An 18319-nucleotide genomic window follows, 5' to 3' on the forward strand; every position below is an offset into this window, starting at 1 on the left:
CGGGAGACGGCCATGCCTCCTGTCCGCGCGCCAAGATCCCCGGTCAGGATTCGGTTTTGACGATGTAGACGAGACCGAGCAGGCTTTGCACCAGGTAAATCAGGCTGGAAATGGCATGCCAAGTGGCAAAGCCGCCGCCGAACAAGCCTTCTGCCGCCTGGTTCATGTGCAACTTCAGATTGGCGATGATCGGCGTCACGCCAAAATGGTTGATGAGGGTACACGCCAGCATGCCGACAATCAGCCAGAAAGCCTTGTCGCGCACCCCACGCACCCCTTCCCGGACAACCAGTTCAATCAACAGGAAAAGCCCGGCGACCATACCGACCCAGGCGATGGCCTGGAAGAGGCGGCCCGCAACGAGGCCGGCGACGGGCTTGTCAAGAAGCTCGAAGAGCACCGGGGCCACCACCATGCCGATAACCCACATCCCGCCAACCCAAAATACCCTGGCAATCGCCCTCAATCCATTCATCATGACTCGTTTCCCTTGAAAAAAAACGCGCTGTCACGCGCGTTTCCCTTCCCGTCAGCGCACCTTACAGGTACTTGACATCCAGCACTTCGTATTCGCGGATGCCCCCGGGCGCCACGACTTCGGCGACATCGCCGGCCTCCTTGCCGATCAGGGCGCGGGCGATCGGCGAATTGACCGATACCTTGCCCTGCTTGATATCGGCCTCGTCGTCCCCGACGATCTGATACGTCACTTCATCCTCGGTTTCCAGATCCATCAGATCCACCGTGGCACCGAAAACGACGCGGCCATCAGCATCCAGCTCGACCGGGTTGATGATCTGCGCATTGGAGAGCTTGCCCTCGAGCTCGGCGATCCGGCCCTCGACAAACCCCTGACGCTCCTTGGCGGCATCGTATTCCGCGTTTTCGGACAGGTCTCCGTGCGAGCGTGCCTCGGCAATCGCCTCGATCACCGCGGGACGCTCCACGCTTTTGAGTCGCTGCAGTTCTTCACGAAGAAGCTCTGCGCCACGCACGGTCAACGGGACTTTAATCATTACGTGAGTCTCCACAGGCGGCTAGCCGCCATCATCAAAAGCACAAGCCGCCGTCCATGGACGGCGGCTTGCAGTGCATCTGTTCAAGTACCGATTGTACCGGCAAATCCTTCAGGATTCAAAGGGGGGCGGATTCAGCCCTTGCCGATCGAGGCATGAAGCTCCTGAACACTGTAAACATCATACGCATCCTTGTAGGCCATTCCCATACACACGGCACGGGCACCAGCCAGTGTCGTGTACTGGGGAATGCGCGCCTGCAGGGCCGAGCGGCGAATGGAGTGGCTGTCCTGAATCGCCTGTCGCTTTTCGTCCACGGTATTCACGACCAGGGCGATTTCGCCGTTCTTGATCATATCGACAATATGCGGGCGGCCTTCCGTGACCTTGTTGACCGCCTGCACGACAAGCCCGGCCTCGGTCAACGCCTTGGCCGTTCCACGCGTCGCGCACACGCCGAACCCCAGCTTCTGCAAATCGCGGGCGACCTGAACGGCGCCGGCCTTGTCGCTTTCACGCAGCGACAGGAACACCTTGCCGATGCGCGGCAAGGAGTCGCCGGCGCCCAACTGGCTCTTGACGAAGGCCTCCGCGAAACTTCGTCCCACGCCCATCACTTCTCCGGTCGATTTCATCTCCGGCCCGAGAATGGTATCGACACCGGGGAACTTGATGAACGGGAATACCGCTTCCTTCACCGCATAGTAAGGCGGCACGACCTCTTCGGTGAATCCCTGCCCGACCAGCGAAATGCCGGCCATCGCGCGGGCGGCGATCTTGGCGAGGCTCGCTCCCGTCACCTTGGACACGAAAGGCACGGTACGGCTGGCGCGCGGATTGACCTCCAGCACGAAGATCACCTCGCCCTGAATGGCGAACTGCACATTCATGAGACCGACCACATTGAGCGCGCGCGCCATGGCCACGGTCTGGCGGCGAATTTCGTTTTGCAGTTCCACCGACAGGCTGTAAGGAGGCAGGGAGCACGCCGAGTCGCCAGAGTGCACCCCGGCCTGCTCGATATGCTGCATGATCCCGCCGATCACGACAGTGGTTCCGTCCGATACGCAATCCACATCCACTTCGATGGCGTCGTTGAGGAAACGGTCAAGCAAGACGGGACTGTCGTTGGATACCTTGACCGCTTCGCGCATATAGCGCTCCAGATCCGCCGGCTCGTGCACGATTTCCATCGCGCGCCCCCCCAGCACATAGGATGGCCGCACCACAAGCGGATAACCGATTTCGTCGGCCAGACGCATCGCGTCGGCCGGCGTGCGCGCGGTGCGGTTGGGCGGCTGCTTGAGTCCGAGCTCGTTGAGCAGTTTCTGGAAACGTTCGCGGTCCTCGGCCGCGTCGATCATGTCCGGCGAGGTGCCGATAATGGGGACGCCATTGGCTTCCAGAGCCCGGGCCAGCTTCAGCGGGGTCTGGCCGCCGTACTGGACGATCACCCCTTCGGGCTTCTCGATACGGCAGATTTCCAGCACGTCTTCCAGGGTCAACGGCTCGAAGTAGAGGCGGTCCGAGGTATCGTAGTCGGTGGATACGGTTTCCGGGTTGCAGTTGACCATGATGGTCTCGAAACCGGACTCGCGCAGGCTCAGCGCGGCGTGCACGCAGCAGTAGTCGAACTCGATACCCTGGCCGATGCGGTTCGGGCCACCGCCCAGCACCATGATCTTGCGGCGGTCGCTGGGCGCGGCTTCGCACTCTTCCTCATAGGTGGAGTACATGTAGGCCGTGGAGGTGGCGAACTCCGCGGCGCAGGTATCGACCCGTTTGTAGACCGGATGGATGCCCAGCACGCCGCGGCGTGCCCGCACGGCGGCCTGGTCCGCGCCAAGCAGATGGCCCAGACGGCGATCGGAGAACCCCTTTTGCTTGAGCGCGAAGAGCCGCTCGGCGCCGAGTTCCTCAAGATTCGCGCCGCGCAATGCCCCTTCTTCCCGGATCAGATCTTCGATCTGGGCCAGGAACCAGGGGTCGATGGCGGATATCTGGAAAATCTCGTCCAGGCTCATGCCGATACGGAAGGCGTCGGCGACATACAGGATCCGCTCGGGCCCCGGCGTGCCCAGCTCATGGCGGATCGCCGCGGCATCGGAAGAACGCTCGTCGAATCCCGACAAACCCGTCTCCAAACCGCGCAACGCCTTTTGCATGGACTCCTGCAGTGTACGGCCGATGGCCATCACCTCTCCCACCGACTTCATCTGGGTGGTCAGGCGATCATCGGCCTGCGGAAATTTTTCAAAGGCGAAACGGGGAATCTTGGTCACGACGTAGTCGATCGACGGCTCGAAGGAAGCGGGTGTTGCCCCGCCAGTAATGTCGTTTTTCAATTCGTCGAGCGTATACCCCACCGCGAGCTTCGCCGCGACCTTGGCGATCGGGAAACCGGTGGCCTTGGAGGCCAGCGCCGAGGATCGCGAAACGCGCGGATTCATTTCGATGACGATCATCTCGCCATTGGCCGGGTTGATGGCGAACTGGACATTCGAGCCGCCGGTGTCGACACCGATTTCGCGCAGCACCGCGATCGAGGCGTTGCGCATCAGCTGGTATTCCTTGTCGGTCAGCGTTTGCGCGGGAGCGACCGTGATGGAGTCGCCGGTATGAACCCCCATCGGGTCGAAGTTCTCGATCGAGCAGATGATGATGCAGTTGTCCTTGCGATCGCGCACCACCTCCATCTCGTATTCTTTCCACCCCAGCACCGATTGCTCGATCAGCAGTTCATTGGTCGGAGAGGCTTCGAAACCGCGCTCGCAGATCGCGAGAAACTCTTCGCGGTTGTACGCGATTCCGCCACCGGAGCCGCCCATCGTGAAGCTCGGACGGATCAGGGTAGGGAACCCCACTTCCAGTTGGGCGGCGAGCGCCTCGTCCATGGTGTGGGCGATGAAGGACTTCGGACAGAACAGCCCGATCTTCGCCATGGCCTCCTTGAAACGGCCACGATCCTCGGCCTTGTCGATGGCATCCTCGGTCGCGCCGATCAGCTCCACCTTGTGGCGGGAGAGCACGCCATGACGCGCGAGGTCGAGCGCGCAATTGAGCGCGGTCTGCCCGCCCATGGTCGGCAGGATGGCGTCGGGGCGTTCCTTGGCGATGATTTTTTCCAGGACTTGCCAGTTGATCGGCTCGATGTAGGTCACGTCGGCCATATCGGGATCGGTCATGATCGTCGCGGGATTGGAGTTGACCAGGATGACCCGGTATCCCTCTTCCCTGAGCGCCTTGCAGGCCTGGGCGCCGGAGTAGTCGAATTCGCAGGCCTGGCCAATGACAATTGGGCCGGCGCCGATAATGAGAATGCTTTTCAGGTCAGTACGTTTTGGCATGATGGAAACTCGATTCTTTTCAATTCTGGGGTCAGCCAAGACTTGCCATGGCAAGTTTCGCGCCGAAGCCGATAAACAGGGTGCCCACCCCTCCGGTCAAAGCGGCGGACAACCGTCGTCGCCGTCCGAACGCGGTGGCCAGCCTTGTTCCGGCGAGGACCAGCGTCGTCAGATACAGGAAGCTGCAGCACTGCAGCATCAACCCGAGCGCGGCGAAGGTCAGGCCGGGCATCGGATAGGCGGGATCGACGAATTGCACGAAAAACGAAAAGAAGAACAGAATCGCCTTGGGATTCATCAGACTGATGGTCAGCGCCTTGAGCCAGGGTTTCCCCGCGTCGCCCTGCAGCCGGGAAGGCGGCGCCGCGAGCGGGCCGGGCAAGGCGCGCACCGCGCTCCAGGCGGCGCGCAGCATCTGGATGCCCAGCCAGGCAAGGTAGGCGGCGCCCGCGTACTTGAGCACGCTGAACACCGTCGGATTGGCCTTGAGCAGCGATGTCGCGCCCAGCGCCGCGCAGCTCATCAGCACCAGATCGCCCATCACCACGCCGGCCGCGCCGGAGAAACCCGCCCGAACGCCTCGGCGAGCGGCCACGCTCAGCACGAACAGCGAATTGGGGCCCGGCAACAGCACCACAACGACAACACCGGCAAGGTAAGTGACCGGATCGGTGATTCCCAGCATTTTCCGTTCTCCCCGGGGCGTTAACGCGCGCGCTCGTCCATCAGACCGACAAAGCGGTCGAAGAGTCCGGCGACATCGCCGGGTCCCGGGCTGGCTTCGGGGTGTCCCTGAAAGCTGAAAGCGGGTCGGTCGGTCAGGGCGATTCCCTGCACCGTGCCATCGAACAGGCTGCGGTGCGTCACACGCACATTGGCGGGCAGACTCGTCTCGTCAACCTGAAAACCGTGATTCTGGCTGGTAATCATCACGCGCTCCGTATCCAGATCCTGAACCGGATGATTCGCGCCATGGTGGCCGAACTTCATCTTGCTGGTGCGCCCTCCGGCGGCAAGCCCCAAGAGCTGGTGACCAAGGCAGATGCCGAACACCGGCAGACCCGCGCCGAGAATCTCCCGGATCGCGCCGATCGCGTAGTCGCAAGGCTCGGGATCGCCGGGGCCGTTGGACAGGAACACACCGTCAGGCTTCATGCGCAGCACCTCGGCCGCAGGCGTCGTGGCGGGCACCACGGTCAGCCGGCAGCCGCGCTCGGCCAGCATTCGAAGGATATTGTGCTTCACCCCGAAATCGTAGGCCACGACATGACGGGAAGCGGACGCGACCGGCGTGTAGCCTTCACCCAGGCGCCACTCGCGCACGTTCCATTCATACGGCTCGGCGCACGTCACCACGCGAGCCAGATCCTGCCCCGCCATCGAACCGAATCCGCGCGCCAGTTCGAGAGCGCGCGTCTCGTCCACCTCGCCCGCCATGATGCAGCCCGCCTGGGCACCCTTTTCGCGCAGGAGCCGGGTAAGACGGCGTGTATCGATGCCGGCGATGGCCACGACGCCGTTCGCCTTGAGGTAATCGGACAGGGAAGATTCGGCGCGGAAGTTGCTGTGACGCGCGGGAAGATCGCGAACCACGAGGCCAGATGCAAAAACGGCGCGAGATTCGGTATCTTCCGAATTCGCGCCGACATTGCCGATATGGGGATATGTCAGAGTGACAAGTTGCCTGGTGTATGAGGGATCCGTCAGTATTTCCTGATACCCCGTGATAGCGGTATTGAACACCACTTCACCGACGGTATGGCCCGTTGCTCCGATGGCGACACCCCTGAACAGGGTGCCGTCAGCCAAGAGAAGAATTGCTGCAGTCGACACTGGCTGGCTCCTAATGATACAGATTTGCAGTATTGTTCTTTTTGGAATCTTGATGTGAATAACGGGACCGAGCGCCGGCGCGCACGTCCCGTTTGGTTAAACCTTTCAATGTTACCCCGGAAAAACCACAAAGTCAACGCCGCAATGTAACAACAATGTCATCAACGAGCGGAGCGAAGCTGCCAGTTGACCCCATTGTTGCCGTTCGGCTGCCCCAGCATGAGCAGCAGCGGTTTGAGGACTTCAAAGCGTTCCGGCCTCGACTCCGCCACGCCGGACAGGAGCATCGGCGCACCGGCCTGCCACTGCCCGTTACCCTCGATCATGAGATCGCCATCCAGCGTGCCGACGTGCAGCACGAGACTTTTGCCATTGCCCGCGACATCGAGCGCATAGGAACCGAACGGCGCGACACGCGTCAGGGACGAGGTGGCGGCATGCCATTCGACCCGCACATTACCGCTCAAGGTCTCCTCATTCGCCGAGAACCGGTCGCTCGACACCACCAGTTGCCCACCCAGCCCCGCGCTTTTCCACTCCGGGGACAAGCGCGCCACCGCGGCCATCGGCAAGCTAAAACGCGCCCGCTCGATCTGCCAGCCGCGCCATCCGGCCTGCCAGACCCCCTTTTCCCCTTCGCTGCCGACTTCCCAGGCAAGTTTACCCTGCAAAAGCCGCTTGCCCTGGAAATGCCACTCCACCACGCTCATCGGCAAACTGCCGAGTTCCTTGTCGGTAAAGACGAACTGCCCGCGTCCGTTCCAGACCGTTCCTTCGGCCGAGGAAAGATTCCAGCGCCCTCCCGTCGCCCTCTCGACCGGCCAGGACAACCAGCTTGCAGGCAAGGCCGCAACGAAGCCGGCAAGGGCGGCCAGAACGAGCAGCGCAGGCTTGATCCATTTCATGCCTCACCTCCCGCATGCACCAGAACCGCATCCAGTTTTATCCTCCCGGGGTGATCGGAGGGGGTCGCTGTCATACGCACGACATGCACCTGGGACTCGCGCTCAAGCATGCCGGCCAGACGCATCCAGGCATCGAAGCCCGCCTCTCCCGAGAGGCGGACGCCGGCATCGCCCTCGACGGCGAGCTTGACCTCGTCGCGGGCAAAGGCGGCCCGATCCATGGTCGCTTCGATCACGGTCTGCAAGGATCTCGCGGACAGTGGCGTCATCGCCGTCTTGCCCGACAATTTCGATGCCTCGGCGGCCAACTGCTCCACGGCCATCACCTGCCCTTCCAGCCGAAGCGCGGCCTCCCGGTTGCGCGACACGGCAAGCTCAAGGGGCTGGAGAATACCGAACACCAGCAAGGACGGCGCGACAATCACCGCCATGGCGAGCAGCAGGCGCTGCTCGCGCAACGATCGCTCCATCCAGATCCGCTTCAGGGCGGCCAAATATTTGCTGCGCATTCAGGACTCCAGCACCAGGGTAAGTTCGGTTTCATCGGCAGACACCGAGCGGCTCGTCATCCGGACTCCCCTGACTTGCAGCCGGGCTTTCCAGGCCGACAACACCGTTGGCGGCAATTTGGCGAGCCGGATCGTGAGCCTTCCCGCCTCATAGCCGATCACGCGAGGCTGCATCCCGTCACCGGATACCGAAGCGAGCGCGCCCGTCAGGGTCAGCATGCTGTCCCGTGCCGGCAGCCCCTGGGCAAGGCGCAATCTGTCCACCGCGCGGACGCCGGCCAGCACCGGAGCGGATTGAACCGACTCCTTGCCGGCCAACTGCGACGTCACCTCATGCAGGCGCGCTTGCAGCGATGCCTTGCGCCATCCCCACCATGCCGCCTGCCCCGCATCGACAAGCACGGTCCCCGCGACGAGCACGGCGAGAATGCCTCCCGCCCTCGCCAGCGCGGGACGCCATTGGCGCCAGCGCCGCCGCGCGGACAACTCGCCCCGGGCAAAATCGAAAGCGGCGGAGCCGCACGACGCCGACCGCCAGTCGTGCGCCGGGCCCAGGACCGCCTCGCGGTCGGGAAACAGCCGGTGCCAGGCGGCGGCCGTCTCCTGGCCGCAGACAAGAATACGGATGGCGGAATCCGGCATCGCCTTGCGCAACAGCAGGCGGGTCACGTCGGCATCCGAGTCGGGAATCAGCGCTACCGAGGTATCGTCCCGTCCGATCAGCCATCCGGCTTCGGTGAGCGCCACCACGGACTGCCCTTCCTCCGCCTCGGGCAACAGCGCTTCCTCGGGGAGAATCCGGTCGACAAGTCGGCCCAGTTTTTTTAACGTGGCGACAGCCAGACGCACCGGGGCCGATTCCGTCACGGCGACCATCACCCGTCCTTGCCGCGGTCGCTCGGCCGGAGCATAGAGATTGTGCTGCGGATCGTTGCACAGACTTTCTTCCAGGGCGAACCCCAGGGCGGCGTCCTTGAGCTGACGAACTCCCGGCGGCAAGGCAACGGCGCTGAACAGCGTTCTGCCGGCCGGCAGGACCAGTTCGAGCCGTTCGGCGCGCGGCCATCCGGCCGGAGGGCCATCTCCTCTGGCCGTTACCTGTCCCCGGCCATCCAGCACCGACCAGGCCATGGAGGGGTCAAGATCCGGCCATCCCGCTCTCATATACAATCTAAGGGTTGTTGTCATGTGTCTCCTGTCGGGGCAAGGCCCCCACCCCGTCCTGCCGCCAGATCACGCGGGCCCCGCCTTCGGAGGGGTCCACCTTCACCATGGCCCTTGTGGCCAGAACGATCCGTCCCTGCTTCACCCGGCTCTCCAGGCGAAACCATCCCGAATCGGTCGACGCCCAATCCTTGACCCTGTCCCGCTCCGCATCCGGCTTGACCCGGTTGATGAAATCGGCCACGTTCACAAAATAGTTCACTACCCGCTGCCTTGACTGAGCCTCGAGCATGCCCGGATCGACATCGGGCATCAGCGCCTTCAGAAGCGGCACCGGCGCGGTATTCACATTGATGCGGTTGACGCTTTGCGGCAGAACCGTGACATACGGTTCGAGCCTGGCGATCACCTCCGGCGTGAATCCCGTCACCCAGCGCAGCATATCGAGACGCTCCAGCCAATTGGCCGACAGGGCCGGGGGGCCTCCCTCCTGGCTGGCGTCGCCCACCCTCAGTTGCATGTGATTCATGAGGGCGTTCGACAAGGACAGGGGTAAATGCAACTGCGCGAGCAGACGCCGGAACTGCGCGACGCGCAATGGATCCTGCACCCCTTCTCGGGTACCCAGCGCATTCAGGTTGAAACGCCCCTGCATGTCGGTCAGAGTTCCACTGACCTTGACGCCCTGAGCCTCGGTTTCCGGCATCGGCTGCGCCCACAGTTGCCCGGGATACACCACCGGCGAAGTCATCCTGTTGTACTGGAGCACGGCCACCGCCCAGGTGATACCGGCGCGCGTCACTTCCCGAACCTGCGCCCGCGTCTGCTCCTCCTCGACCTGGCGCCACCACAGGTGCTGCTGCCAAAGCATCAAGGCGCTGGCCGACGCCGCCAGCGCGACCAGAAGCAGGGCTATCACGACCGCCATGCCCTTCTGCGATTTTTTCATGGCAGATTCCACAAGCGGGTTACCGCCGTTCCATCCGGCATGACCACGCGCATTTCCAGCGCCCGGGGGGAACCCGCGCTGTCGCCATCGCGCGGCCACGCTCCGACAAATCCGCCATCCGGCGACATCACGCGCCAACTCACCCGGTAGCCGGGCGGAAACAGCCGGTACGGCCGGGAGGCGACGGACGCGCCGAGTCGCTGCCCTTGCCAGGTCAGCCCTGCCGCCCCGGAGCGATAGCTCAGGCGCTCCCGGCCCTGCGGCGTCAGCCCCGAATAGACCTCCAGATCGAGACTCGCGTCGCCCTCGCTTCCCGACAGCCTGAGCGGTACCGCGAACCGGCCCTGGCGACGGGCCTCTTCGAGCCATGCCTCGGTCGGCAGGCGTGACAGATCGGTTTCCACGCGCCGGAAGGCCCGGGCCAGATCCACCCAGCGCCGGGATGTTTCCATGAGACTTTCGCGGGCGATCAGCAAGTTGCTGAACGCCTTGTAACCGAGCACGGACAGAATAGCCATGATGCTCATCGCGATAAGGATCTCGATCAGGGTCAATCCCCTTTGCCGCCGCTTCATCGCGCGGTTCCCACCGGCCGCGTCACGAACCCGGTCAGTTCGGCCAGCACATAGCGTTGCGCGCCATTCGCCAGAATACGCACTTCCACTTTCCGGAAATCCGGATTCGGCGTTTCGCTGACTTGCTGCTCCCAGCGCCATACGCGCTTGTCCTCGACCATTTCGCCGGCGGTAACGCCGGGAGTCGGCCATTCCTTGCGCGCCTCGAGCAAGGCCAGACGGTTTTGCGCCGTCCAGCCGGCCAGCATGCGCACGCGCAAGGCTTCGCTGTTGTCCGCGGCCAGCGCCCCCGCGCGCAGCAGCGCCGAGAGCGCGATCGCCATGATGGCCAGGGCGACCAGCACCTCGAAGAGGGTGAATCCGCGAGCCGTGCGCATCACGAGGCGTCCCCCACCTCGACACGGCCAAGCGGCGTCAACTCGAGCCTGAGCCTGCGCGTCTCGGAGCGCAAAACCAGATGCAACGGCGTACCCTGCCCTTCCTGCCACAAGAGGATCGGACCACCCGGCAACTTGCCTGCCGCTTCACCCACGATACCCTCCGGCCACTCCCGTTCCTTGAAAAAATCATCACCGACAGGCTGCCAGCGGCCATCCTCGCCCAGCCTGCGGAAGGCGTAACCGCGCGGCAGCCATACCAACCCCAGCGCATCGCCCTGCTCGGAGGCGTCCGCCGCCTGCTCAAGAATGCGGGCAAAGCGGTACGCCTCGTCCTCCATCTGCCTGTGGGTATCGGGCCGCATCGACAGCGTGACTGTCGCGGACAGAACGCCGATGATCACCAGCACCACCAGTATCTCGATCAGCGTGAATCCCGTTTGCCCTGTCCGGGTGACCGCTTTCATGCCAGTCAGCCGTTACTGGCCATTCCAGTTGCCGATCCAGTTCTTTTCATCGGCGGTCTCGCCATCCGCGCCCTGGCTCCAGATATCGATCTCGCCATGGGTTCCCGGATTGGCATAGCCGTACGAATTGCCCCACGGATCTTTCGGCATGCGTTCAAGATAACCGCCCGGCTTCCAGTTCCTGGGCAAGGGATTGGCCGTCGGTTTTTCCACCAGCGACTTCAATCCCTGTTCCGTTGTCGGGTAGCGGCCATTATCCAGACGGTAGAGCTTGAGCGCCTGGGAAATGGCGTTGATGTCCTGGCGCGCCGCCACCGCCCTGGCCTCGTCGGGACGGCTCATCACTTTGGGTACGACCAGTACGGCCAGCACGCCGAGAATCACGATAACCACCATGATCTCGATCAGGGTGAATCCTTTTTGCACACTGCGTTTCATTGCTTTCATGCCTGTCTCCGCTACACGATGTCGCACCGGGCGCCGCCTCAGTGGACCATTTGGTTCATATCTATGATTGGCAACATGATAGCCAGCACAATGGTCATCACCACGCCGCCCATCACCAGGATCAGCAAAGGTTCAATCAGGGTCGTGAAGGTCGCCAGACGACTTTCGACCTCTTCTTGCTGCTGGTGCGCCGCCTTGTCGAGCATCATGGCCAAGGTGCCGCTCGCCTCGCCGCTGCCGATCAGATGGATCAGAACGGGAGGGAACTGCCTGCACACCGCGAGCGCCCGGGCAAGCCCGCCGCCCTCCCGCACCCGGGCCATCGCTTCGGTCAGCCCCTCCTGCATCGGCACCAGCGTGACCAGCCCTCGGGCGGTCTCCATAGCGGCCAATAACGGCACACCGCTGCCGACCAGGATGGAGAGCGTGCTGGCCATGCGCGCGGTGTTGATGGCGCGCAACAATCGACCCAGCACCGGCAATGCGAGTAGACGGACATGCACGGCGGCCCGAACCCCCGGCATGCGCAAGCTGCGGGCGAACAGCCATCCGGCCAGCGCGACCAGGGCCGCCGCCACCAGACCCCATTCGCGCATGCCGCGACTGAGCGCCACCAGCATGCGGGTCAGCACAGGCAGGCTCTGGTGAGTATCGGTGAATACCGCCACCACCTGGGGCACCACATAGGTCATCAACCCCGTCACCACGGCAAAGGCCACCAGCGTCACCACTGCGGGATAGGCCAGCGCCAGCATCACTTTCTTGCGCATGCGCTCGCGCCGCTCGAGGTACTCGGCCAAACGTTCCATGACCGTATCGAGATGGCCGCTTTGCTCGCCGGCGTGCACCAGCGACCGGTAAATAACGGGAAACACTTCGCCACAATCGGTCAGCGCCTGCGCGAAACTTTGTCCTTCCATGATGCGCCCGCGCAGGCCCGCCACGATCTGGCGGGCACGGGGGTTCTCGCTTTGGTCGACCACCGCGGTCAACGCGCGCTCCAGCGTCAGGCCGGCATTGAGCAGGGTGGAGATCTGCTGGGTCAGCATGACCATTTCCGTCATGGGCAATCCGCGCCGCCCCCCTTTGCCGCCTTGCGTCTCTGCGGACCGGGCCGCGCTCAAGTCGACCAGCGTGATGCCTTTGTCGCGTAATTGCACGCGCGCCGCTCGCGCCGACTCCGCCTCGAGGATTCCGTTGATGCGCTTGCCCGACGCATCGATGGCTTCATACCGGAATGCGGCCATGTCAGCTCCGTGTCACCCGCAGGATTTCCTCGAGCGACGTTTCGCCAGCCTGCACCCAGCGCATTCCGTCGTCGCGCAAGCTGCGCATCCCCGTGGCGAGTGCCTGATCGCGGATCTGTTGCTCGGATGAACGATCATGGATCAGTCGCTGCATCGCATCGTCGATCAGCATCAGCTCGTAAATACCGTAGCGCCCCCGGTAGCCGGACTGCGCGCAGGCGGGGCAGCCGACAGGGCGGTAATGCGGGCGGCCCGCCGAGCCCTCGTACGGCACGGGATGCTCGGCCTTGCACTCCGGACACAAGCGGCGCACCAGACGCTGGGCCATCACGCCCAGCATCGACGATGCCAGCAGGAACGGCTCCACCCCCATGTCCACAAGACGCGTCACCGCGCTGGCGGCATCGTTGGTGTGCAAGGTCGCCAGCACCAGGTGGCCGGTAAGCGAAGCCTGCACCGCGATCTGGGCTGTCTCGAGATCGCGGATTTCGCCAATCATGATGACATCAGGATCCTGACGCAGGATGGCCCGCAGCGCCTTGGCAAAACTCATATCGATCCGGGCGTTCACCTGAGTCTGGCCGATGCCGTCCAGATGATATTCGACCGGATCCTCCACGGTCATGATGTTGGTGGTCGAGGCATCGAGCCGAGACAGCGAGGCATACAACGTCGTTGTTTTACCTGAGCCGGTGGGACCGGTCACCAGGATGATCCCGTGCGGCTGACGGATCAGCCGGTCGACCTCCTCGAGCGTGGCGGCGGACATGCCAAGACTCGCCAGATCGAGCCTCGCCGCTTCCTTGTCCAGCAGACGCAATACCACCCGCTCGCCATGGCTGGTCGGCAAGGTGGAAACACGCACATCCACGGGCCGGCCGCCCAATCGGATCGAAATGCGACCGTCCTGGGGAATGCGTTTCTCGGAAATGTCGAGATTGGCCATGATCTTGATTCGCGAGACCATCGCGCCATGCAGCGCCCGATGCGGCGTGACCACATCGCGCAAGCTGCCATCCAGCCGGAAACGGACTACCGAACAGTCCTCGAAAGGCTCGATATGAATGTCGGAGGCCTGGTCGCGCAACGCCTGGGTCAGCAGCGCGTTGATCATGCGGATGATCGGAGCGTCGCCTTCGGACTCGAGCAGGTCCTCCACGGTCGGCAGGGCTTCGATCATGCGGGTCAGATCGATGTCCTGACCGATATCGTCCACCACCCCGGCCGCGCCGTCGCGCCCGGCGTACACCGCCGAAAGCCGCTTGTCGAACTCCGCGGCCTGAAGCACTTTCACGGAGCCCGGCGCGGGATGAAGCCGCAGGACTTCTCCCCACGCCTCGGGCCTGGCGTCATCCCGGATCCACAATTCGCGTCCGTTCCCTTCCTCGACCAGCATCACGCCGTTATTGCGGGCAAAGGAAAACGGCAGCGTGGCGTTCGGCGCGATGGCATTCATTTTTGCGAGCCTTCCCGGGGCAGCGATCCCTTGGGATCCGCCGGCCGCAACTGATCGGCGAGCGATTTGATACCCGAAGGCAGGGCGCGCAAGGCGGATTCGGCATCGAGCGGCAGTTTTTCCGTCGCGTTTTTTCTGGATTCGCCGATGATGTAGCGGTAGCGGTCCTCGGCCACGGCTTGCGCGCCAAGATCGTCGCGCAGGATGGTCGGTTTGAGGAACACCAGCAGGTTGGTCTTGTTGCGCTGTTTGACCTGGTGCTTGAAGAGATAGCCGATGAGCGGCAAATCGCCCAGCAAGGGCACCTTGTCCTCGCTGTTGCCGACCTCCTCCTGGATCAGGCCACCAATGGCGATGATGCCTCCATCATCGACCGCGACCGAGGTATCGAAAGTCCGGTACGAGGTCGTCGGCCCGCGCGGATCATTGATCGTGGTCTGGTCGATCGCCGAGGACTCCTGGTGGATGCGCATGCGGATGGCGCCGCCTTCGGAGACTTGCGGCGTCAGCTCGAGCTTGAAGCCGAATTTTTTCCGGTCATACGTGTTGTACGGCAGGCTGGGGTTGCTGCTGCTGGCGCTGTTGTTCGGCATGCTCGCGAGCAGCACCGGCACCTCGGTGCCGATCTCGATCAGCGCCTTCTCGTTGTCCGTCGCCATCACATTCGGATTGGCGAGCACGTTCCCCTGGGCCTCGTCCTCCAGCGCCCGGGCAAGCAGCCCGAGGTTGGCGACCTTGCCGACCCCGGGAATGTCGATGCTGCCCTTGACGACGCCGATGGTCAATCCGGGCTGCTGCGCCAACCCCCCCAGGTTCTTGGCGATGCCGATAATGCCGGTGCTTCCCACCGAATCGGTGGGAAAATTGGTGCCGCCGATCACATTGGTGCCGTTTTTGCCGATGCCGCTGAGGGACTGCCACTGCACGCCGATATCGACGAGCCGCTTGGCCGACACTTCCATCACCAGCGTTTCCACATAGACCTGGGCCCGTCGCCGGTCGAGCAGGTCGATGACATTGCGCAGGTTCTGGTACACGGTATCCGGCGCATTGAGGATCAGCGCGTTATTGGCGCTGTCCGCCTGAATCATGCTGCCCGCGCTGCCGGGCTGGCTCGCGTCGGTCGATTGTCCCCCGGTGGCCGGCTGGGTCGTGGAGGCCGAGGCCGGCGACGCGGTCGACGCGCCGCCCTGGCTGCTGCCCCCCATTGTGCTGCCGCTGGCCGTTGGCAGGGAGCGCGCCGACGACTGCAGCTGTCCGGCATCGGAGGACATCAGGGTGCGCAGGATCTGCGCGACCCGTGTCGCGTCGGCGTTTTTCAGGTAGACGACCCGGACATTGGCGCCGGCCTGGCTTGGCTGGTCGATGGTGCGCAGCAGGCTCTTGATCTTGCCAAGCTTGCCGGGCGTATCCGAGCGCACAAGCAGCACGTTGGCGCGGGAGTCGGGAATGATGGTGATCTTGCCCGCGTCCCCGCCGCCGCTGTCCTGCATCAGTTTGGTCAGCATGCCGGCCAATTCCACCGCCGCGCCGAACTGAACCGGCAACACGGCAAAATCGCCGCCCGACGCGCTCTCCACCGACTCGATGATCGATTCGATACGGCGGATGTTGTCCGCGTAGTCTGTCACGACCAGCGCGTTGGCCTGAGGAAACACTGATACGGTGTTGTTCGGTGAAACGATGGGACGGATCACCGGCATCATCTGATTGGCGTTGCCGTTTTTCAGGGTGAAGACGCGGGTTATCAGCCGGTCCCCGTCGGAGCGCCGGCCCTTTTGCACACCGGCATGCAGCTTGGCCTCCGCCTCCGGCAGGATCTTGATCACGCCGCGCCCCTCCACCGCCGTGAATCCCTGCATGCGCAGCGAGGACAGCAGGATCTGGTAGGACAGCGAGCGGGGCACCGGCCGGGAGGACACGATATTCAGCGTACCCTTGACGCGTGGATCAATGATGAAATTCTTGCCGGTGATTTCGCCGATGGCCTTCACCACCGTTTCAATGTCCGCATTGACGAAATTGAGCATGATCGGCTCGTCGGCGGCGGCAAGAGCCTGGCTGGCCACGCACACAGTGACGGCGGCAACAAGAGGGGTCAATCGCATGATCGTGTTCTCGGTTTATTTCTGTGGGGCCGGATCACCCGGCGCCTGATCGGCTGGCATGTCCCTTCCGGGCGACGGCGCGAACGCGGGAGGCTGGCGCGGCGCCATGGAGGGCGGCGAAAGCGGCGGCTGCTGGGCAAGCATGTCAGGCCCCGCGCCCTGGGGCGCCTGGCCGCCACGCGCGACCAACGGCACGAAGCGCTCCTGCGCGCCCTGCACAAGAACGATCCCGGACGCTTCCACCCGGGCGAGCTTCCATCCTCCGGATGTCGTTTTTCCTTGCAGCAGGGGCGCGGCATGACCATTCTCGTCGACGATGGCAAAACCGTCCTTGCCGTCGCCCATTGGCGCGAAGACGCCGATAACGCTCAAAGGAGGCGGCGCCTCGGCCGCCGCGACGGGCTCGGTGCCGAACCAGTGAGCCGCGGCCACGGTACCTGCGTTTTCCGCGGGCGCCGCGACCGGCAGGGGCCGCCGGCCATGCGTGGCGGGAGCCAAGAGCGCGGCCAGTTCTCCTCCGGCCCACGCGGCCAGGAGCACCCCGGCCAGCAGGGGAACGCTCCGTATCGCACGGTCAAGCCCGGCCGCGGCAAAGTCGGCTGTCTTGCCGGTAAAGAATGTTCTTACTCCGATGCGCATGGGGAGCACGTTGTCCGGTGTTGTTGTTTCAGGGAAAGGGCTTTCAATGTCATTTCTTCGTCATAGCCGCAGCAGGAATACCAAAATAACAAATTTTTGTAAACAAGCTGTGACATTTGAAAACGCCCGCCAACCTGCGGTCGATAATACGGCCTTTTGCCTCGCCACAGCGTCGTGCCGCCCCTATCTCGCCAAAGTCTTATCTCATTTGCGGATTTTTCTTCGCCAGAAGGCCGGGAGACGGCCGGACAATCATAGCGTTCTTTACCCGGGATGCCGCCGCCACGATGGGCGGTTGCCCTGACTTGGCCGCCTGCGGTACAATATAAACCTATAGCATATATTGTCATCACGGGTTCTTTACATGCTCGGCAATTTCCGTTCACTGGGCTGGGAGCCCTTGTCCCACGATGACTATGGCCGATGCTGGCATCGGCATGGCGGCAGCGTCATTTCCCATCCGGCCGTTCTGGCGTTCATTGAATCCCGCTTCGACTGCAATCCTGCCCGCTGGGGCCGGCGCAACCGCAAAGGCGAACTGATCGGCGCCATCGCGACCTGGGGGAACTTCCTTGCCGGCGACAAAAGCGCCATGCTGCGGCTCGGTCTTGACGATCGCCACGACTTCGGCTCGCCCGAACTCATTTTGCCGCTCTCTCCGGAATTTCACGGTCCGATTCTCTACAGGGGAAAATTCGTCTCCCCGGTCAACGCGCCCCTGATTCTCAATGCGACGACAAAGGGCAATGGCCGGAGCCTGTGCTTCGCCAAACCCCTGGAGGGCGAGGGGAGTCTTTCGGGACGAACCCGACAGCGGCGTCGCAGTCAGACGAGGCACCTGTGCCAACACGGCGGTCAGATCAGGAACATCGATACCTTTACGCCGCGTGAACTGGCCGATCTTTACGCCGTGCTATTCGAAAAGCGCTGGCAGCGACCGATGCCGACGCTGGACGGGCTGCACGAATACTTCGACAGCCTCGCGCCGTATATGACCGGGCACGTGATTCTGATCGACGGCGCTCCCGCCGCCTATCAACTGCTGTTGGCGACCCGCTCGTCGCGATTCCTTTCCGTGGAATACATCAACGGCGGGGTCGACCCCGCGCATGGCGAACTCTCCCCAGGCACCGTACTGACCTGGCTCAATGTCGAGTCTTGCTGGAACGCCGCCAAGGAGGCCGGCCTTGCCCTGCGCTACTCGTTCGGACGCAACTCGTTCGACTACAAGGCGCAATGGGCGCACGAAGCTTTTGTGTCGCGCACCGTGACGTTCTGAT

General features: G+C 63.3%; 18 protein-coding genes. 1 reads left to right on the top strand and 17 read right to left on the bottom strand.

Annotation, left to right across the window (positions count from 1 at the left end; translation table 11 throughout):
• Positions 1–43 precede the first annotated feature (43 nt).
• The 17 genes from JNO50_RS16675 to JNO50_RS16755 form a co-directional block, all read right to left on the bottom strand.
• Entirely contained in the window at positions 44–478 is a 435-nt protein-coding gene (locus JNO50_RS16675) for a DUF4149 domain-containing protein (protein ID WP_229804491.1), read from the bottom strand.
• Positions 479–539: 61 nt separating this feature from the next.
• On the bottom strand, positions 540–1016 hold the full coding sequence (gene greA, locus JNO50_RS16680) for a transcription elongation factor GreA (RefSeq protein ID WP_189531504.1): 477 nt from the start codon (positions 1014–1016) through the stop codon (positions 540–542).
• A gap of 134 nt (positions 1017–1150) precedes the next feature.
• Positions 1151–4363 carry a carbamoyl-phosphate synthase large subunit gene (gene carB / locus JNO50_RS16685; RefSeq protein ID WP_189531510.1) on the bottom strand — a complete coding sequence of 1071 codons (3213 nt, stop codon included), beginning with the start codon at positions 4361–4363 and terminating at the stop codon, positions 1151–1153.
• A 31-nt stretch (positions 4364–4394) separates the two neighbouring features.
• Positions 4395–5048: a leucine efflux protein LeuE gene (leuE, locus tag JNO50_RS16690; protein WP_189531512.1), complete on the bottom strand. Its 654-nt coding sequence runs from the start codon at positions 5046–5048 to the stop codon at positions 4395–4397.
• A gap of 20 nt (positions 5049–5068) precedes the next feature.
• Positions 5069–6196 (bottom strand): glutamine-hydrolyzing carbamoyl-phosphate synthase small subunit, encoded by a 1128-nt coding sequence (gene carA / locus JNO50_RS16695; protein WP_189531520.1) that lies wholly within the window; start codon positions 6194–6196, stop codon positions 5069–5071.
• A 161-nt stretch (positions 6197–6357) separates the two neighbouring features.
• Positions 6358–7101 (bottom strand): type II secretion system protein N, encoded by a 744-nt coding sequence (gene gspN / locus JNO50_RS16700; protein ID WP_189531529.1) that lies wholly within the window; start codon positions 7099–7101, stop codon positions 6358–6360.
• The gene (gene gspM / locus JNO50_RS16705) at positions 7098–7610 is read right to left on the bottom strand and encodes a type II secretion system protein GspM (protein WP_189531531.1); all 513 of its coding nucleotides are present in this window, start codon (positions 7608–7610) and stop codon (positions 7098–7100) included. The genes gspN and gspM overlap by 4 nt, the downstream gene beginning before the upstream one ends.
• Positions 7611–8798, bottom strand: a complete 1188-nt coding sequence (gene gspL, locus JNO50_RS16710) for a type II secretion system protein GspL (protein ID WP_189531533.1) — start codon at positions 8796–8798, stop codon at positions 7611–7613.
• A complete protein-coding gene (gene gspK / locus JNO50_RS16715) occupies positions 8782–9723 on the bottom strand; it encodes a type II secretion system minor pseudopilin GspK (protein ID WP_189531536.1) in 942 nt (313 codons plus the stop codon). The genes gspL and gspK overlap by 17 nt, the downstream gene beginning before the upstream one ends.
• Complete coding sequence (locus JNO50_RS16720) at positions 9720–10298, bottom strand: PulJ/GspJ family protein (RefSeq protein ID WP_189531538.1); 579 nt, start codon at positions 10296–10298, stop codon at positions 9720–9722. The genes gspK and JNO50_RS16720 overlap by 4 nt, the downstream gene beginning before the upstream one ends.
• The gene (gene gspI, locus JNO50_RS16725) at positions 10295–10675 is read right to left on the bottom strand and encodes a type II secretion system minor pseudopilin GspI (protein WP_189531541.1); all 381 of its coding nucleotides are present in this window, start codon (positions 10673–10675) and stop codon (positions 10295–10297) included. The genes JNO50_RS16720 and gspI overlap by 4 nt, the downstream gene beginning before the upstream one ends.
• Entirely contained in the window at positions 10675–11142 is a 468-nt protein-coding gene (locus JNO50_RS16730; RefSeq protein ID WP_189531543.1) for a prepilin-type N-terminal cleavage/methylation domain-containing protein, read from the bottom strand. Before JNO50_RS16730 ends, gspI begins: the two co-directional genes overlap by 1 nt.
• Before the next feature lie 12 nt (positions 11143–11154).
• A complete protein-coding gene (gspG, locus tag JNO50_RS16735; RefSeq protein WP_280530237.1) occupies positions 11155–11589 on the bottom strand; it encodes a type II secretion system major pseudopilin GspG in 435 nt (144 codons plus the stop codon).
• A 38-nt stretch (positions 11590–11627) separates the two neighbouring features.
• Positions 11628–12836 carry a type II secretion system inner membrane protein GspF gene (gene gspF / locus JNO50_RS16740; protein WP_189531544.1) on the bottom strand — a complete coding sequence of 403 codons (1209 nt, stop codon included), beginning with the start codon at positions 12834–12836 and terminating at the stop codon, positions 11628–11630.
• Position 12837: 1 nt separating this feature from the next.
• The gene (gene gspE / locus JNO50_RS16745) at positions 12838–14292 is read right to left on the bottom strand and encodes a type II secretion system ATPase GspE (protein WP_189531546.1); all 1455 of its coding nucleotides are present in this window, start codon (positions 14290–14292) and stop codon (positions 12838–12840) included.
• Complete coding sequence (gene gspD / locus JNO50_RS16750) at positions 14289–16400, bottom strand: type II secretion system secretin GspD (RefSeq protein WP_189531548.1); 2112 nt, start codon at positions 16398–16400, stop codon at positions 14289–14291. Before gspD ends, gspE begins: the two co-directional genes overlap by 4 nt.
• 15 nt (positions 16401–16415) lie before the next feature.
• Positions 16416–17039: a hypothetical protein gene (locus JNO50_RS16755; RefSeq protein WP_189531550.1), complete on the bottom strand. Its 624-nt coding sequence runs from the start codon at positions 17037–17039 to the stop codon at positions 16416–16418.
• Positions 17040–17403: 364 nt separating this feature from the next.
• On the opposite strand from JNO50_RS16755, the gene JNO50_RS16760 reads away from it, so the two are divergent.
• A complete protein-coding gene (locus JNO50_RS16760) occupies positions 17404–18318 on the top strand; it encodes a GNAT family N-acetyltransferase (protein ID WP_189531552.1) in 915 nt (304 codons plus the stop codon).
• Position 18319: the final 1 nt, after the last annotated feature.

Source organism: Paludibacterium paludis (assembly GCF_018802605.1).
Lineage (GTDB): Bacteria > Pseudomonadota > Gammaproteobacteria > Burkholderiales > Chromobacteriaceae > Paludibacterium > Paludibacterium paludis.

Bases quoted from the DNA above. Each gene is read 5' to 3' on its own strand.
- gspL (WP_189531533.1), bottom strand. From the start codon at position 8,798: ATGACAACAACCCTTAGATTGTATATGAGAGCGGGATGGCCGGATCTT.
- greA (WP_189531504.1), bottom strand. From the start codon at position 1,016: ATGATTAAAGTCCCGTTGACCGTGCGTGGCGCAGAGCTTCTTCGTGAA.
- gspE (WP_189531546.1), bottom strand. From the start codon at position 14,292: ATGAATGCCATCGCGCCGAACGCCACGCTGCCGTTTTCCTTTGCCCGC.
- gspM (WP_189531531.1), bottom strand. From the start codon at position 7,610: ATGCGCAGCAAATATTTGGCCGCCCTGAAGCGGATCTGGATGGAGCGA.
- gspK (WP_189531536.1), bottom strand. From the start codon at position 9,723: ATGAAAAAATCGCAGAAGGGCATGGCGGTCGTGATAGCCCTGCTTCTG.
- JNO50_RS16760 (WP_189531552.1), top strand. From the start codon at position 17,404: ATGCTCGGCAATTTCCGTTCACTGGGCTGGGAGCCCTTGTCCCACGAT.
- JNO50_RS16730 (WP_189531543.1), bottom strand. From the start codon at position 11,142: ATGAAAGCGGTCACCCGGACAGGGCAAACGGGATTCACGCTGATCGAG.
- gspG (WP_280530237.1), bottom strand. From the start codon at position 11,589: ATGAAAGCAATGAAACGCAGTGTGCAAAAAGGATTCACCCTGATCGAG.
- gspD (WP_189531548.1), bottom strand. From the start codon at position 16,400: ATGCGATTGACCCCTCTTGTTGCCGCCGTCACTGTGTGCGTGGCCAGC.
- gspF (WP_189531544.1), bottom strand. From the start codon at position 12,836: ATGGCCGCATTCCGGTATGAAGCCATCGATGCGTCGGGCAAGCGCATC.
- JNO50_RS16675 (WP_229804491.1), bottom strand. From the start codon at position 478: ATGATGAATGGATTGAGGGCGATTGCCAGGGTATTTTGGGTTGGCGGG.
- gspN (WP_189531529.1), bottom strand. From the start codon at position 7,101: ATGAAATGGATCAAGCCTGCGCTGCTCGTTCTGGCCGCCCTTGCCGGC.
- carB (WP_189531510.1), bottom strand. From the start codon at position 4,363: ATGCCAAAACGTACTGACCTGAAAAGCATTCTCATTATCGGCGCCGGC.
- JNO50_RS16720 (WP_189531538.1), bottom strand. From the start codon at position 10,298: ATGAAGCGGCGGCAAAGGGGATTGACCCTGATCGAGATCCTTATCGCG.
- leuE (WP_189531512.1), bottom strand. From the start codon at position 5,048: ATGCTGGGAATCACCGATCCGGTCACTTACCTTGCCGGTGTTGTCGTT.
- JNO50_RS16755 (WP_189531550.1), bottom strand. From the start codon at position 17,039: ATGCGCATCGGAGTAAGAACATTCTTTACCGGCAAGACAGCCGACTTT.
- gspI (WP_189531541.1), bottom strand. From the start codon at position 10,675: ATGCGCACGGCTCGCGGATTCACCCTCTTCGAGGTGCTGGTCGCCCTG.